This is a genomic window from Alteromonas sp. B31-7 (assembly GCF_015767655.1).
Lineage (GTDB): Bacteria > Pseudomonadota > Gammaproteobacteria > Enterobacterales > Alteromonadaceae > Alteromonas > Alteromonas australica.
Genome location: NZ_CP065233.1, coordinates 1232599 through 1248298, shown reverse-complemented (window position 1 = coordinate 1248298; position 15700 = coordinate 1232599). Strand labels below are relative to the sequence as shown.

Genomic DNA, 15700 nt, shown 5'->3' with positions numbered 1-15700 from the left:
AATGAGTATCGAACTCTGAACGTACTAAATATCGAGCCGCAAGTTTTCCTGTATCTCGTCTATCAGAGTTTTTGGTACATCCCATTCCTCAGCAAGCTGACGCCAAGTTGATATGTGCTCAATGGTTGCATCAATAATATCGTCGATCTTTTTCTTGCTAAAAATAGGGCTAAGTTTCTCTAAACGATAGAAATCACTTCGTGTAAATCTATCTCTTTTACCATTTAAGCTCATCCAGTGGCTATTCACCCATTTACTGCCTGGTTTATAGCTATATGCTAAATCATAAGCGGGTGCGAGAGACCATTTGTCTTTTTTTAACATAAAGGCAAAGTTCTTTGAGTGGTCGTCATGATTTCGAGCAATGATATTAAACGTCATACGCTTAAATAGCTGCTCAGCTTCAACAGCAGAAAGCTTCAATTGTCTGGCAATACCGAATAACTCTTCGTAAGAAAATGCCCCTGGTTTTTTGTAATCGACGTGAGCAAGCCCGTTTAATGTTTGTACGTGTACCTTGTTGTTTTTATTTCGATCAAACCGTTGTGTAATAAAATGGCGTCGATTGCCTTCATGAAGTAAGCGGCATGGCATCATATCGACACCGCATTTGTTAGCCATTAAATGATAGACAAACTCCATTGCACCATAGCCTAATGGGTCACCGAAGGTTTCTTGATTTTTGTTGTGTTCACTAACGCCGTCAAATTTCATCAAATAATGAGTAAAACCACTTGGCACTTTGGCTTGGCCGGAGCGAACTTGAGTAAAATCTCCATTAAATGCTAATACGGCTTTCGGTCGTGCTCCTCCCGCACTCATGCCAACAGATAATAAAGACATCATTGCCTCCCTATCGTCTTGACCACTTTGTTTGAGTTCTACTTCAAAATTACCTCGTAAATCTAAGATTTCTTGTGCAATTGAAACGAGGGATTGGATTTCTACTTGCTGTGAAGCATTTAAACTTCGTAACTTTGTAGCTGGCGCATACTCAAGCGCTCCCATGCCTCGCTTTCCCGTATATTGAAGGCGTTGCAGTGGGGTAATGTCACTAGGTGATCGACCTTGACCTGCAACCCATGCGTTGAGAACTGCGTTACCAAAATCATCAGGTAAGGAGTCAGCTATTAAACCCGGTAGGCCTTTAAAGGTGTTGAAATCCAGTTCGGGAAAGCTATAAATGCGATTCGATAATGGCATTTTGATAGGTGACAGCTCGATGCCTTTTTTTATGAAGCCTGGATCATATTCAAATGACCCAAGTCCCTTTTCAGTGTCAAAACTCACTGCACCAACAACATCGTCTTGGTATGTTATTGTAATAACTTCCATTACCATTCTGGTGTTTCCTTATCTTTGTTACTGCGCTGGCCAGAGGCTCTCTGCCTTTTCTTTCCTTGCAGTTTGGCCAGCTGTAAGGGAGAAATTTCCTGTTTAGGGAGGAATAGATCAATCTGCTCCGTGAGGTCTAATGCCATTAATATAGCAATCATGATGTTGAGCTGAACTTTTCCCTTTTCTGCATTTAAAACCGTTTTGCGAGCAATGCCAGCAAGCTCCGCAACTTCAGACTGTGTTAGGTCTCGATTTAGCCGAGCTTGCTTCAATCTATCACCGATCTCTTCTGCTAATGCTGTAGCTGTCACGCTTTTCACTATAAAGTCCCAACTTAGTTACATTATTAGAGGTATACGCACTTAATGTTCTTAATTTAGGACTTTAAAGAAACTCTGTCAAGTTGGCATTTAGAGTGCTATTTTGGTTACATAAAGTGCATTTTTACCTATTAGAGTAACCATTTTGGTGCTTTATACGATATTAAGGAAGCGTTATTCATAACAGAAAAAGATGAGAAAGTTAAACTTCATAAAAGCAGTAAGCCAGCTTATGTCCCTAAAGCAGAACGTGCAAAGCTAGTAGAACAAGCCCAGAGTAAACCGCCTGTGAACGAAAAAAGCACAAAACCAGTCAGCGAATAAATCCCCCCAATACGCTGCCTCACCATCAAGAGGCACTATCACATATTCTGTCACATACACTAAACTTATAATCGGTCATTCCAATATCTCACCTAATTTTATACTTATGTATTAGTTTCCTTGTTGTTAAAATGTTATTTATTAATACTGTTTCGTAACTACAAAGTTTTAAATTTGTTTAATTCTGAATTGGTAAGTACACTCGGTATGTTGCTTGTATTTCAGGGTGACTGTAACCGAAAGGCAGAACATGAAGCAGCTTACCTTATCCGAAATAGGTGAAGTAGATAAATCACATCCCGATATCGCAGCAGATCTAACGTCTTTATCTTCACCCAAAGCCATTTATGGTTTCATTGCTGCTAACTGTGTTAATCGTGCAGAACAGAATAGGCAGCCCTTTACAGTGTTATGTTGCGACAATATGCAAGGAGGCGGAGAGATTTTAAAACAAGGTGTAGAGCTAGTATTGCAACACCACAATAAAGAGGCAGTAGCGTGGGTTTGCTTTGATCAGCATGCGGTGAAAGCGGGCGTAATCAGCAACCCCCAGTCCGATTTTTGTCTTTAAATGGTAGTAAATAAAGTATGCGTGAATCTTGGAGATGGTTCGGTCCTAATGACCCGGTAACAATTAGCGAAATCAGACAAACTGGCGCCACAGATATAGTAAGTGCTTTGCACAGTGTTCCTACCGGCGAAGTTTGGCAAGTAGAAGATATAAAAGCGTATAAAGCGCTTATCGAAACCTGTGAACCCCATGAAAGCCCACTTAAATGGACGGTAGTGGAAAGTATTCCCGTGCATGAAGACATTAAACTTGCGAGGCCTGGGCACGAAAAGTATGTCGAAAACTGGATAGTGAGCATGGAAAATTTAGCCAAATGTGGCATTAAGACCATTTGCTATAACTTCATGCCGGTAATTGATTGGACACGCACTGACTTAAATTATCGCCTGTCAAGTGGGGCTTATGCATTGCGCTTTGACCAACCCAAGTTTGCTGCATTCGATTTGTTCATTCTGCAGCGCGAAAACGCTGAAAATGAGTACAGCAAAGAAGAGTTAGTTGAAGCAAAGCGGGTGTTCGAAGAGATGACCGAAGCAGAACGCTCAACCCTGACGAATAACATCATTGCGGGTTTGCCAGGTCGTATGACAGATAGCTACGGCATTGAAGATTTCCGCGCCATGCTGGCAAATTATAAAGATATCGATGCCAACCAACTGCGCAAGAACCTATTTTCCTTTTTAGAAAAAGTACTTCCCAGAGCAGAAGCTGCGGGTATCAAGCTCGCTATTCATCCTGACGATCCGCCGCGTGACATGCTAGGTCTACCTCGTATTGTGTGCACGGCAGATGATTTAAATATTTTATTTGATGCCCAACCAAGCCCGTCAAACGGAATGACCTTGTGCGTTGGAACCTATAGCAGTAGGCCAGACAACAACCTTCCTGAAATGGCTCAGCAATTCGGAGAGCGTATACATTTCTCTCACTTAAGGGGGGTAACACGAGACCCTAAAGAACAGCGTAGCTTTTATGAAGCAAGCCACTTAGATAGTGACGTAGATATGGTGGCGGTAATTGATGCGCTTCTTAAAGAAGAGCAGCGTCGTGCTGAAAAAGGTATGTCACAAGATATTTTCATACGCCCCGATCACGGGCATCAAATGATGGACGACATTGGAAAAACTGTGAACCCTGGTTACTCGGGTATAGGTCGCCTCAAAGGCTTGGCTGAAATTCGCGGTGTAATAAGAGCCCTTGCTGCGCGGAGATAGTTTTTTGCACATGTAATTAGCGGTATGGGGCGGTACAAGTGGTATAACAGCATTATCAAAAATAATTAAAAAACTGTTGACAAGGATATTTCTGTTCGGTTTTACGGTAGGTACGGGAAGTGTTACAGGCTCCTTAAGCCAGTACAGCTAATTTTCACTTGGCCCACTATTCTATTTGTGGGTCATGTAAAAATACAAAACGAGTAAAATGACCGTGAACGTCGCCAGAGACGTCAGTCGCGCATATGATAAGAGGACAATATTTTTTCTTTTTAGCTGGCTAATATTTGGCTATTTTTTGACAAGTAAGAGCGGCTATGACAGCGTAGGATAAACAAACTATAAAAATCTCGTGCCTGATAGCGAAAAAGGGAATTTCAAATGTATCAAAAACTTGCCTGCGTTTTTATCGGCGCTGTAATTACCCTCAGCCTTAGCTTTCACGTAAACGCCAAAGTGCGTGGCGAAGCCGTAGTTACAACAATCACGTCAGAAGTTTTGAATGAGTCGCGAGAACTACTTATTCACTTACCTAATAACTATTCCCGCTATAAAAACACCACCTACCCAGTTTTATATTTGCTAGATGGACAGAGAAATTTTGCCCATACCGTAGGCACGCTTGATCTGCTCAATCAGTCTGGAATGGCGCAAGAAATGATAGTTATTGGTATTACCAACACAGAGCGCACGCGAGATTTCACACCTACCTATGATGAAAGCTACAACCAGTGGGGAATATCTGGTGGTGCCGACAACTTTTTAGACTTTCTAGAAAAAGAACTGAAGCCTTACGTAGAGGCAAACTATCGCACCAATAACTACGGGATTATTTCCGGGCATTCATTAAGCGCCCTTTTTACCTTATACGCACTGCAAGAGCGGCCTGAACTGTTTCAAGCTTACTTCGCATTTAGCCCAAGTTTGTGGTGGCACGAAGAAGTGATATTTCCAGAGGCAAAAGCGTTCTTTGCGTCAGATAACGACCTTAACAAATACCTTTATATCAATATGGGTAACGAAGACGGGAACATGCTAAGCGCATACGAAAGTTACGTTGAACTACTAAATAGCAGCGAACGAAAAGGGTTTACCTTTGATACCGAACTGGATACATCTGAAAGCCACAACACCACTGCGCTTGCAGGTATGAGCTTGGCGCTTCAAAAGCAGCTAAATTCGTTACGCCCAACAGGTGCGATAATACAGGAAGGCATTCCTGCGGTAGAGCAATACTATAAAGACCTTTCTGCAAAATACGCTTTTGAAGCAAAGCCAGAATATAAAGCCGTAAACCACGCGGGTTATGCGGCGTTAAACAAACAAGACTTTGAATCCGCCATTGAAATTTTTAAGAAAAATGTAACTCGCTTCCCTAACAAATCTGATGCTTACGACAGTCTGGCAGACGGGTATGAAGCTAACGGCGAATTAGCCATGGCGCTTGAAATGAGAGAGAAAGCGCTAGCAATGAGCTATGAAGAAAATGTTGAGAATGGTGCTTATAAAACGCGGCTGGCTAACTTGCGAAAGAAGATTGCGAAAGGTACAGAATCAAAAGAAGCCAACCTTTTGAAAACTGGGCTGGCTGAACGCATTCGAATTGAAGGGCAAGAGGTTGATTACCAATCTTTAGAGCAAAGACAAGCGCATTACGATGTGCCCGGTGTGTCTGTCGCGTTTATGAGAAACGGGCAATTAGCTTGGACCATGCAAAGCGGCGTTAAAGATTTAACCACTGAATTGGTTGTTGATGAAAACACAGTGTTTCAAGCAGGCAGTATTTCTAAACCCGCATTTGCCGCGGTATTGATGAAATACCGCCAAGATAACCCTATTGATTTAGATACCGACGTAAATAACTTGCTTACCAGCTGGCAGTTGCCTGAACACGAATGGGCTGGGCAAGAGGTTGTTTCATTACGCAGATTATTAAGCCACACGGCTGGCACCACCGTACACGGCTTCCCTGGTTACGCAGCTGGTGAGCCAGTACCTACTTTGCAGCAAGTGTTAGAAGGTGCATTTCCAGCCAATACCGACGCCGTTGTTGTTGATATTAAGCCCAGTACGCAAATGCGTTATTCAGGTGGCGGCACTACGCTTGCTCAACTTACCTTGCAGGACGTAGCTAACGAGCCCCTGCCAGTTATGTCACAACGGCTTTTGTTTACACCTTTAGACATGACGCGCTCTGGCTTCGAACAGCCCATATCGAAAAACCTATCAAACAATATGGCTACGCCATACGACGGTGACGGTGCACCAGTAGAAGGTGGCGCGCATACTTACGCTACGCTTGCAGCAGCAGGCATGTGGAGCACGCCATCAGACATGTTGAAAATGGCAAGCGGCGTTCGTAGCGCGTATTTGGGGCAAAAAACAGATTGGATATCGCAAGCTACTGCACGAGAAATGTTAACCAACAATACGCCAACCAATGAAGCACCTAATGTTGGTATTGGCTTTTTTATCAACATGGATGAAGACGGTAAAACTCTGGGCTTTGGTCACGGCGGCGCAGATGCTGGATTTATGTCGCAGCTATACCTTGAGTTAGATACCGGCAATGGCTACGCCATCATGACTAATGGCAACAATGGCATGCAGTTAATAAGCGAGCTAGAAATACGTTTAAAAGAAGCGTTAGATGTAGGCTACTCGGAAGCTGAGGTTAAGAAGTTAGTACCCATAAGCCAAAAGGAACTAACTAAATATATTGGAACCTATGTGGTGACTACCCCTGTTAATGTTGATGTGGTGCTAGAAAAAACAAGCAATGGCTTTGTGCTTAACGCCTTACCCTACGTTGAAAATGAAGAATATTTTCATGAGGGAAGCGGGCGATTCTTTGCCAAGAATGGTAGTAGTGTTCGTTTTGAAGACGATGCTGAAGGCGTGCTGGCTAAGACGCTTGTTATGGATGGGAATATTCGGGGTGTTAGGGAATAGTCAGCGGTAAAGCTAAGCGTTTCCGAAGTGAGATGCCCTTTTACCGCATCGGTGTAAATAAGGTAATTCACTTTCGCCAGATTGCGGCGAATATTCCCGCGCAGTTATAGGAATTTTTGTTCTTTTCATCGCTGAAACTCTTTAATGAGGTCGAGTTTAAAGGTATTGAAATCCAGTTCGGGAAAGCTATAAATACGATTCGATAATGGCATTTTGATCGGGGACAGCTCGATATCTTTTTTAATGAAGCCTGGATCATATTCAAATGACCCAAGTCCCTTTTCAGTGTCAAAACTCACTGCACCAACAACATCGTCTTGGTATGTTATTGTAATGGCTTCCATTACCATTCTGGTGTTTCCTCATCTTTGTTACTGCGCTGGCCAGAGGCTCTCTGCCTTTTCTTTCCTTGCAGTTTGGCCAGCTGTAAGGGAGAAATTTCTTGTTTAGGAAGAAATAGATCAATCTGCTGCGTGAGGTCTAATGCCATTAATATAGCAATCATGATGTTGAGCTGAACTTTTCCCTTTTCTGCATTTAAAACCGTTTTGCGAGCAATGCCAGCAAGCTCCGCAACTTCTGCTTGTGTTAAGTTTCGATTTAGTCGAGCTTGCTTCAATCTGTCGCCGATCTCTTCTGCTAATGCTGCAGCTGTCACACCTTTCACTATAAAGTGCACTTTTGGTTACGTTAAGTGCCTTTTAACCTATTAGAGTAACCATTTTGGGGCTTTATGTGATCTTTAGGACACATCATTCATAACAGATGAAAGCGATAATCGCAGGTGAGCATAAACATCGCTGCATAATGGGGCAACAAGCTGTTGTCCCTTACTTTGATGGTAACGGGAGAATGGGGAAATTTATCATGAATCTAATGATGGCATCTGGTGGCTACCCTTGGACAATTGTGCCGGTTACGCGGCGAGATGAATATATGCAAGCGTTGGAAGTAGCCAGCGCCAAACAAGATATTGTGCCTTTTACAAAGCTTTTGGCATCACTAGTTTAATCAGTCTTAGTTTAGGGGAAGTGGACATTGCCAGTCTGAGCGATAATGTACTCTGACCCTTAACTCCCTAAATACCGTATTTAAAGTCCTCCATATTCCGCGGCTCATCCCCGTGGGCACGGGGAACACCCCTCCCTGTTTCGCCAAGCGAGATACATCCTCGGTTCATCCCCGTGGGCACGGGGAACACAACATACCTTTAAACTGGGCGCACTTAGCGCCCGGTTCATCCCCGTGGGCACGGGGAACACCCGTTAGTAGCTGAAGGGTCACACTCTACAAACCGGTTCATCCCCGTGGGCACGGGGAACACTACGGTGCGTAATTGGACACCTAAAACCGCGCCGGTTCATCCCCGTGGGCACGGGGAACACGTGATTGAAATAATCAGAGGTTTGATTAGTGCCGGTTCATCCCCGTGGGCACGGGGAACACCAGTTTATCGAGTTCTCGCTGCGTCAAGATGGCGGTTCATCCCCGTGGGCACGGGGAACACCTTCAATTCCCCAGCGGGAACTCGCACCCACTCGGTTCATCCCCGTGGGCACGGGGAACACTTCAGTGAAAAAGCAGTCTTTGCCTTCGTTTACGGTTCATCCCCGTGGGCACGGGGAACACCCAGCATTATGCCCAACCTCCTGAGCTTTGAACGGTTCATCCCCGTGGGCACGGGGAACACGCCCCAGCGTAGCAAGTGCGTGATCTTACCCTCGGTTCATCCCCGTGGGCACGGGGAACACTCATAGCTCTCTCAACTCCAATGCCTCAATCGCGGTTCATCCCCGTGGGCACGGGGAACACGATTTCATGCTCGTAATGTTTCGAGCTAAACCCGGTTCATCCCCGTGGGCACGGGGAACACCTGGCCGACATATACCAAAAATAGAAGATAAGCGGTTCATCCCCGTGGGCACGGGGAACACGCTAAGTAATCCTCCAGATATGCCCCAACAACCGGTTCATCCCCGTGGGCACGGGGAACACTATGCGTGGTCATGCTGGGCAAGTGGTAGAAGCGGTTCATCCCCGTGGGCACGGGGAACACACAGTTATTTCAATGCCATCAAAGAGTACATGCGGTTCATCCCCGTGGGCACGGGGAACACCACCGTGTCATCAAAAATTTCAGCCGTTGTTTCGGTTCATCCCCGTGGGCACGGGGAACACTCTTCCAAAATTCCCCTTTAATGCTTGCATTACGGTTCATCCCCGTGGGCACGGGGAACACGCAAGGGGAATAGGCCCGGAGCTACTTGTATAGCGGTTCATCCCCGTGGGCACGGGGAACACCCGTTTTCAGGCTCTGACAGTATAACGCCGCCCGGTTCATCCCCGTGGGCACGGGGAACACCTTTTGCTTGTAAATGATGCATCACTCACCCCCGGTTCATCCCCGTGGGCACGGGGAACACCTCTGATCGCCCCGTGTAAGCTCCTGTAACTGCGGTTCATCCCCGTGGGCACGGGGAACACGACAACACGACTCTCCTCATCAATATTTTCAACGGTTCATCCCCGTGGGCACGGGGAACACGGGATTCTGCTTTTCTTTAAAGGCGACATGGGCGGTTCATCCCCGTGGGCACGGGGAACACGAATAACAAACCAATGACCGTTGAAGTAAAAACGGTTCATCCCCGTGGGCACGGGGAACACATTGGATACGAGATATAATTTCTGGGTCGATACGGTTCATCCCCGTGGGCACGGGGAACACGTACGTTGACGCCGGGGATTTTTCTGCTGGCACGGTTCATCCCCGTGGGCACGGGGAACACGGCCATTTGATTTTGCGAAGCACAGTTTCTACCGGTTCATCCCCGTGGGCACGGGGAACACTTTTCACAAAGACGGATATCTCCACCGCCGTTCGGTTCATCCCCGTGGGCACGGGGAACACGTCTTGGTATGGTTTAAATATACGCCTCCCCTCGGTTCATCCCCGTGGGCACGGGGAACACCCTGCGCCTTGGTGCCACTTATGCCGCCCTCGCGGTTCATCCCCGTGGGCACGGGGAACACGTCAAGTTTCAGGGGAATGCGGAGTGAAAACCCGGTTCATCCCCGTGGGCACGGGGAACACTGTAAGGCCTCCCCCCAAATACGTAGTTCCATCGGTTCATCCCCGTGGGCACGGGGAACACGCTAGAGATAGTGGTATTAACGTTAGCGTATGCGGTTCATCCCCGTGGGCACGGGGAACACGCCAGCCTTCGGATTTTGGCAGCGGAATTAAGCGGTTCATCCCCGTGGGCACGGGGAACACATAGACAAGCCGTTTCGCGGCGATTGTGAAGACGGTTCATCCCCGTGGGCACGGGGAACACTCGTCGGCTTGATGGGTTTTAGCTCCACCTGACGGTTCATCCCCGTGGGCACGGGGAACACCGCTTTCTTGGCCGCTTGGCCGGTCACTACTGCGGTTCATCCCCGTGGGCACGGGGAACACGGTGGTGCCATTAAAGCGCTAACCTCAGATGGCGGTTCATCCCCGTGGGCACGGGGAACACGAGTCAGCCTATGTTGTAACCTCCGATTTAGCCGGTTCATCCCCGTGGGCACGGGGAACACTTCGGCAACGTTGTTTATAGACAGCCGCGTAACGGTTCATCCCCGTGGGCACGGGGAACACGCAATAACCAGGGGCGAGCATCACTTTTAACGCGGTTCATCCCCGTGGGCACGGGGAACACTATGCCCAGCGAAACACTCGCGATAAAAACGCCGGTTCATCCCCGTGGGCACGGGGAACACTAAATCGGGGTATATAGGGATATTTCCTGCGACGGTTCATCCCCGTGGGCACGGGGAACACCCTAACCCAGTAGCGAGAAAGTCCAACTCAACCGGTTCATCCCCGTGGGCACGGGGAACACGCCATTGTTATCTGGGTTTACGCGCATATACGCGGTTCATCCCCGTGGGCACGGGGAACACTTAATGCTGCATTATCTGTCCATTCCCATGTACGGTTCATCCCCGTGGGCACGGGGAACACAACACTCGGTTCTTGCCCTGCATTTATTGCTGCGGTTCATCCCCGTGGGCACGGGGAACACCAGAAAATATTCAGCAATGGGTACCTGAATCCCGGTTCATCCCCGTGGGCACGGGGAACACTGGAAATAAAGTTCATAGTCCAATATAGCTAACGGTTCATCCCCGTGGGCACGGGGAACACTACAATAGGTATACCAACCATACTGTTGTAGGCGGTTCATCCCCGTGGGCACGGGGAACACTTCTTTCTGTAGCTCTTCCTCTCTCGCTTCATCGGTTCATCCCCGTGGGCACGGGGAACACTTCATCTAACGCGCCATCCAGATTGCCTGGCTCGGTTCATCCCCGTGGGCACGGGGAACACTCTAATGATAGACAATTGATCTATAAAAGGAATATTGAAAATTAAAAATACACCAACTTTTTAAAGAACAAAGTTAAGAATTTTGGTTAGAATCAAGAGGTAAAAATCGAACTAGCCTTAGTCCATCAACGTCAATTGGTTCTCGTCTATTCTCACCAAAAGTTTGAAATTCAAAGCCAGACTCATTATTGGTAGACCATGCCATTACTACATTCCCTTCATCAGCCAACTCGGTTATATGAAACCAAATCATTTCCCGAACCCGCCTTGAAACATTTCCAACGTATACGCCAGCTCTAACTTCTAACAACCAAACGGCAAGCCGGCCTCTTAGTCTATGAGGCACAGCTTCAGTCACTACAGTTAACATTGCCATAATACTTACCCTGTTCTATGCCCTTCGTTTCCGATATTCGTAGGTTCGGGTATCGCGGGAGGTTGGCTATCCTTAGGGGCCGCTGGAGGAGTAATCTCTCCAGCACTTAGGATTTCTTCAATTAGCGGAATAAGGCGGTTTAATACCTTGGTTTCCCGAAAAATATTACGACACGCAACCCGTACTTCTCTATCAGGACTTCGGGGGTGTTTTGAGGCTATCTTGAATGCTTCCGGTACTACAGACTCGAATTTCACTATATCCGCCATATCATAAACGAAAGACAAAGGCTTACCTGAATGAATAAAACCAATAGCGGGGGCGTATCCAGCCGCTAAAATTGCTGCTTCTGTTACACCATATAAACAAGACGTGGCGGCGCTAATACATTGATTAACGACATCGCCTTTTTCCCAATCTTTGGGGTCGTATTTTCGTCCTCGCCATTCAATACCATACTGCTTCGCAAGCAGTTCATAGGTTTTGCGTACGCGTGCTCCTTCAATTCCGCGCAATTGCTCTATGCTTCGTCGCTCTGGTGCTGGTTCTCCAAATCTCAGTTCGAACATTTTACGAACCACTTTCAATCGCAAGTTTTCATCCAGTGCCAGTTTAGCTTGGTATAACAACTTGTCTGAGCGTGCACCGCCAGGTTGACCAGCAGCATACAGCCTAACCCCAGCTTCCCCAACCCAAATTAACAATGTGCCAACCTGAGCTGCCAGCTTTACTGCCGCATGGGAAACTCGTGTACCTGGTTCAAGCATAATACACACAACCGATCCCACTGGAATATGCATCCGCTCGCCGTGTACCTCATCGATAACCACAAACGCGCCGTCTTTCACATCTATTCGCCCCATACCAACAAAAATCATTGAATTGCGATCTTTAATAGGGATAGGTTTAAGTGGAATGAATGCCATATTTACCCCTTTAATAAAGGATTCTTGGTGGTATTGGCTGCTATCAGTACCTGCATTTGCTGAATAGCTAATTCATTCAGTTTTACAATTCGTTCAGATTGCACCATGCCCTGTTGAATAAAATGGGCATTCATAGATTCCATGTTGGCCAAACAAACAAGCTGGTGAATATTGGCATGATCACGCATATTACCGCTGTGCTTGGGGTTTTCATTGCGCCATTGCTTAGCCGTTACACCAAAAAGTGCAACATTAAGTAAATCAGCTTCGCTGGCGTATACACAGGCTATTTGTTGCTTACTGAGCGTTTCAGGAATAAGGTGTTCCTTGACCGCATCTGTGTGAATCAGGTAATTCACTTTTGCGAGATTGCGTCGAATATCCCAGCCGAGTTTTTCAAATTCTTGTTCTTTTAATCGTTGGAACTCTTTAATCAAATAGAGTTTAAATTCAACTGAAATCCAACTGGCAAATTCAAAGGCAATGTCTTTTTGTGCATAAGTACCGCCATAGCGGCCGGCTTTTGAAATAAGCCCTATGGCGTTGGTTTTCTCTATCCATTGTTTTGGGGTAAGTGTAAAACTATTCAATCCTGCTTCTTTTTTAAACCCGTCGAATTCGACGGGATTAAATTTCGAATTATTGAGTTGCTCCCAGATACCCAAAAACTCGATAGTATTGCGATTTCGTAACCAGTTTCGAATAAGATCGTCGGAACGAGCAGAGTTTTTATACTTTGCAATATCAGTAATGCAAATATACTCCCCTCCCTCATTGGTCATGGTCGCGATTGTTTGTTCAAGTACTTGTAGTTTTGGTTTCATAAACGTCCCTGTTTTGTAGTTTCACGCTCGTTTAATCATCATTAATCCGCAGCCCATTCCTTTGGCTCTGCCAAATCCCTTGGCGTATTGGTTTATGAATTTTAGTGGGTCTTTAACTGTTAACATGCCCTGATAATCAACGCTTGAAAACTGTATTTGATGACGTTTTTTCTGAACCTTGTGCTGGGTATAGCCATCAATGGCTGGTTGGCAATCAAGAGTAATCCCCCATTCATCCAATCTTTTCTCGTTGCTCAACCAGCCAATTGCAGCTTGCTCCATATGCATCTTGAGCTTTTGTGCATCCAATAATTCGTTTTTGACACTATACTTCGCCTGCATCATCACATCATGGCGGCGCTGCTTTCCACCCTCACCTTTTACACAAACGGTAGGGTTAACTCTTAGCTTGAATGACAGCCGCTGCCCCTTGTCTAATTTAGGCTCAAATACTTTTGTTACACTCGAAAAGATAGGTAAATTTGCTTGCGGCTCTGTTTTAGACAAAACGTAAAATTCCGGCATGCCCGTTGCTCCGATTTCTTCACGATAAAGAAATGACCTTTCTGCATCATTTGTAAACAATTGCCAAATTAACTGGTGTGATGCATAAACGCCATTACGTTGAAGCTTTGCTAATTCCTGTGCAGTTTGCGGACTCGATTTCATTGTGACTTTTGATAGATACATCACTTAGCCTCCTGCATTGTTATTTGATGCATAGTCCGCTGTTTGAACTGCCATCTCCCGCGATGAACTGGCTCATCCCAAGGTTGGTAAGACTGCGTGAGTTCACCGTCAAATTCCGTCACAGCACCTTCCCAAAAATAAGTTACAAAGCCGTTAGCACCAAACCAATATTTGTCTGATTGTTCTGAAACAACAGGGGGGAAATCGGTATCTAAAGCTTGCTGCAGTGTCTCAGTTTCAATAGACTTTGGTGAAAGTGGTAAACTAAGAGGGCAAGATTTACGTCCCAAGTAGAGGGGAAATACCGGTTTTTCCAACGCGTCTTTTATGGCTGAAAGAGTTACTTGAGGCTTACCCTTTAACAAAACTGCTACTATCCAAACACCATCACAGCGGTAATCCCGGCTGGATAATACCGTATTCAACTTTGCTTCACTTAACTCGCTCTTGCGGGTGAAATGAGTAACGCCTCTTTTTTCTGATGGCACCTGTGCCGTATGATAATCCCGCAATATTGAACTGGGTACACATTGCTTAACACCAAAAGAAACACTTTGCTGAAGCGCCTCTAGTTTCGTAGCATTATCTCTGGTGACCCCCAATGCAGCACCGAGCAAACCCAACAGTGCTGAACGCGTGGGTGCAATCGCAGTGGCTCTATCGCCTCCCACTGCAGGCACGCCCCAACTCGCCATTGCTCCATAGAGCCGAAAGACTAAATATTCTTTCATTGTTACGCTCCAATTACTTTGCAACGAAATCTAATAATTCGTTTAACGTACCTTCGCCTTTTACAGCGTTAATTGTATAACGCGCATCTGCACATTTGCCGTAAACCGCGTCAAAATTCGCCGCCTGTTTTTCTATTGCGGTAATTGCCGCATCAGCCATATCTTCGTCCTGAACCGGCTTAAGATACGATACTGAAAGTGAACGTGGCTGTTGTTCACCAAGTTCAGCCATGACATAGCTGGCGTAGGCGCGTGAAGCAAAACTGTTTTGCTTGCCTTTGGGAGAAACTTTTACCGCCGCTTCGGTCAGTGCTTTTATAGCGTTATCTGCCAAGGAGGCATTACCGCCAAGGTTTTCGACTAGCTGAGTTTTGTTAATGCAGATATAGCTATAGAACAACGCCGCCGCAAAGTTAGCTTCACCTATGTGGGCTGAGCCAGTGTCTGTTTTACCATCGTTTAAGTCATCAACAGCGGTAAAATAGTCATCTTCCACCAATACCTTGTGAACACTGATTGAATGGGCTACCTGACAAGCGGCTTCTACATTGAACTCTGGGCTGGATGCCAGCATTCTGCCGAATAGGGCAATATCAACCGAAGTGCGGTCTGCTTTTAACAATTTCAATTCATCAGCACTTGGCTCGCGCTGCTCATGGCAAAGCAACTTAGCTAATGCCAATACGGCTTGTTTTTCAGCCGTACTGATATGGGCAAGTTGCTCAATTTCTAATGGCTTGTCTTTTTTAACCTTGCCAAAAACCCCTGCAATAGATGAAGCCCATGTTGTCGCTTGCTTCTCTTTCACGCCACCGGTAACCAAGGTGTTAAATACTTCTTCACCGAGCTTTTTGGTGCGAACGCCGATTTCGCCAATCATGGCTTCTTCGAATAACTCAGACACACGCCAGTTTCTCTTCAAACTTTGTGAACTCACACGTAAACGATCAAACCCGCCCATTTTTGCTGTTTTAGGGCGTCCGAGGTCATCACGGTTTAAGTTTGACGGCGCGTAGGAAGTTAGTAAGTGAAGTTGAATAAATTTGCTCATGTGATTAA

The 15700-nt window shown here is 46.1% G+C and carries 15 protein-coding genes and 1 CRISPR repeat array; of the genes, 5 read left to right on the top strand and 10 right to left on the bottom strand.

Annotated elements, in window-relative coordinates:
* Positions 1–24 precede the first annotated feature (24 nt).
* Entirely contained in the window at positions 25–1341 is a 1317-nt protein-coding gene (locus IUA53_RS05215) for a type II toxin-antitoxin system HipA family toxin (protein ID WP_196898613.1), read from the bottom strand.
* The gene (locus IUA53_RS05210; protein ID WP_196898611.1) at positions 1335–1658 is read right to left on the bottom strand and encodes a helix-turn-helix transcriptional regulator; all 324 of its coding nucleotides are present in this window, start codon (positions 1656–1658) and stop codon (positions 1335–1337) included. The genes IUA53_RS05215 and IUA53_RS05210 overlap by 7 nt, the downstream gene beginning before the upstream one ends.
* Before the next feature lie 162 nt (positions 1659–1820).
* Here IUA53_RS05210 and IUA53_RS20355 point away from each other — a divergent pair, with 162 nt between their 5' ends.
* From IUA53_RS20355 to IUA53_RS05190, 4 genes are all read left to right on the top strand, one after another.
* On the top strand, positions 1821–1982 hold the full coding sequence (locus tag IUA53_RS20355) for a DUF2986 domain-containing protein (protein WP_196899439.1): 162 nt from the start codon (positions 1821–1823) through the stop codon (positions 1980–1982).
* Positions 1983–2232: 250 nt separating this feature from the next.
* Positions 2233–2553, top strand: coding sequence for a hypothetical protein (locus IUA53_RS05200; RefSeq protein ID WP_196898609.1), 321 nt, complete (start codon positions 2233–2235; stop codon positions 2551–2553).
* A gap of 17 nt (positions 2554–2570) precedes the next feature.
* Positions 2571–3767 carry a mannonate dehydratase gene (gene uxuA, locus IUA53_RS05195; protein ID WP_196898607.1) on the top strand — a complete coding sequence of 399 codons (1197 nt, stop codon included), beginning with the start codon at positions 2571–2573 and terminating at the stop codon, positions 3765–3767.
* A gap of 381 nt (positions 3768–4148) precedes the next feature.
* Entirely contained in the window at positions 4149–6719 is a 2571-nt protein-coding gene (locus IUA53_RS05190) for a serine hydrolase (protein ID WP_196898605.1), read from the top strand.
* 125 nt (positions 6720–6844) lie between these two features.
* Here the strand turns inward: IUA53_RS05190 and IUA53_RS05185 are convergent, their stop codons facing one another.
* Both IUA53_RS05185 and IUA53_RS05180 read right to left on the bottom strand, forming a co-directional pair.
* Entirely contained in the window at positions 6845–7069 is a 225-nt protein-coding gene (locus tag IUA53_RS05185) for a HipA N-terminal domain-containing protein (protein WP_196898603.1), read from the bottom strand.
* Positions 7063–7377 (bottom strand): helix-turn-helix transcriptional regulator, encoded by a 315-nt coding sequence (locus tag IUA53_RS05180; protein ID WP_332310804.1) that lies wholly within the window; start codon positions 7375–7377, stop codon positions 7063–7065. The genes IUA53_RS05185 and IUA53_RS05180 overlap by 7 nt, the downstream gene beginning before the upstream one ends.
* A gap of 209 nt (positions 7378–7586) precedes the next feature.
* Here IUA53_RS05180 and IUA53_RS05175 point away from each other — a divergent pair, with 209 nt between their 5' ends.
* The gene (locus tag IUA53_RS05175; protein ID WP_231401260.1) at positions 7587–7730 is read left to right on the top strand and encodes a hypothetical protein; all 144 of its coding nucleotides are present in this window, start codon (positions 7587–7589) and stop codon (positions 7728–7730) included.
* Between the two features lie 100 nt (positions 7731–7830).
* A CRISPR array of direct repeats spans positions 7831–11094; the repeat unit is 29 nt; unit sequence CGGTTCATCCCCGTGGGCACGGGGAACAC.
* Between the two features lie 73 nt (positions 11095–11167).
* On the opposite strand, the gene cas2e is transcribed toward IUA53_RS05175, so the two are convergent.
* From cas2e to cas7e, 6 genes are read right to left on the bottom strand one after another with little or no spacing between them, the layout of a single operon-like run.
* On the bottom strand, positions 11168–11470 hold the full coding sequence (cas2e, locus tag IUA53_RS05170; RefSeq protein ID WP_196898599.1) for a type I-E CRISPR-associated endoribonuclease Cas2e: 303 nt from the start codon (positions 11468–11470) through the stop codon (positions 11168–11170).
* A gap of 5 nt (positions 11471–11475) precedes the next feature.
* A complete protein-coding gene (cas1e, locus tag IUA53_RS05165) occupies positions 11476–12396 on the bottom strand; it encodes a type I-E CRISPR-associated endonuclease Cas1e (protein WP_196898597.1) in 921 nt (306 codons plus the stop codon).
* A gap of 2 nt (positions 12397–12398) precedes the next feature.
* Positions 12399–13220 carry a KilA-N domain-containing protein gene (locus IUA53_RS05160; RefSeq protein ID WP_196898595.1) on the bottom strand — a complete coding sequence of 274 codons (822 nt, stop codon included), beginning with the start codon at positions 13218–13220 and terminating at the stop codon, positions 12399–12401.
* Between the two features lie 21 nt (positions 13221–13241).
* The gene (gene cas6e, locus IUA53_RS05155) at positions 13242–13910 is read right to left on the bottom strand and encodes a type I-E CRISPR-associated protein Cas6/Cse3/CasE (RefSeq protein WP_196899436.1); all 669 of its coding nucleotides are present in this window, start codon (positions 13908–13910) and stop codon (positions 13242–13244) included.
* Positions 13910–14641, bottom strand: coding sequence for a type I-E CRISPR-associated protein Cas5/CasD (cas5e, locus tag IUA53_RS05150; RefSeq protein ID WP_196898593.1), 732 nt, complete (start codon positions 14639–14641; stop codon positions 13910–13912). Before cas5e ends, cas6e begins: the two co-directional genes overlap by 1 nt.
* Positions 14642–14654: 13 nt before the next feature.
* Entirely contained in the window at positions 14655–15692 is a 1038-nt protein-coding gene (gene cas7e / locus IUA53_RS05145; RefSeq protein ID WP_196898591.1) for a type I-E CRISPR-associated protein Cas7/Cse4/CasC, read from the bottom strand.
* Between the last annotated feature and the right edge of the window lie 8 nt (positions 15693–15700).

What these genes read in the sequence shown, in the direction of transcription:
- IUA53_RS05215 (WP_196898613.1), bottom strand. Translation starts at nt 1,341, where the DNA reads ATGGTAATGGAAGTTATTACAATAACATACCAAGACGATGTTGTTGGT.
- IUA53_RS05200 (WP_196898609.1), top strand. Translation starts at nt 2,233, where the DNA reads ATGAAGCAGCTTACCTTATCCGAAATAGGTGAAGTAGATAAATCACAT.
- cas7e (WP_196898591.1), bottom strand. Translation starts at nt 15,692, where the DNA reads ATGAGCAAATTTATTCAACTTCACTTACTAACTTCCTACGCGCCGTCA.
- IUA53_RS05160 (WP_196898595.1), bottom strand. Translation starts at nt 13,220, where the DNA reads ATGAAACCAAAACTACAAGTACTTGAACAAACAATCGCGACCATGACC.
- cas5e (WP_196898593.1), bottom strand. Translation starts at nt 14,641, where the DNA reads ATGAAAGAATATTTAGTCTTTCGGCTCTATGGAGCAATGGCGAGTTGG.
- uxuA (WP_196898607.1), top strand. Translation starts at nt 2,571, where the DNA reads ATGCGTGAATCTTGGAGATGGTTCGGTCCTAATGACCCGGTAACAATT.
- IUA53_RS05190 (WP_196898605.1), top strand. Translation starts at nt 4,149, where the DNA reads ATGTATCAAAAACTTGCCTGCGTTTTTATCGGCGCTGTAATTACCCTC.
- IUA53_RS05185 (WP_196898603.1), bottom strand. Translation starts at nt 7,069, where the DNA reads ATGGTAATGGAAGCCATTACAATAACATACCAAGACGATGTTGTTGGT.
- cas6e (WP_196899436.1), bottom strand. Translation starts at nt 13,910, where the DNA reads ATGTATCTATCAAAAGTCACAATGAAATCGAGTCCGCAAACTGCACAG.
- cas1e (WP_196898597.1), bottom strand. Translation starts at nt 12,396, where the DNA reads ATGGCATTCATTCCACTTAAACCTATCCCTATTAAAGATCGCAATTCA.
- cas2e (WP_196898599.1), bottom strand. Translation starts at nt 11,470, where the DNA reads ATGGCAATGTTAACTGTAGTGACTGAAGCTGTGCCTCATAGACTAAGA.
- IUA53_RS05175 (WP_231401260.1), top strand. Translation starts at nt 7,587, where the DNA reads ATGAATCTAATGATGGCATCTGGTGGCTACCCTTGGACAATTGTGCCG.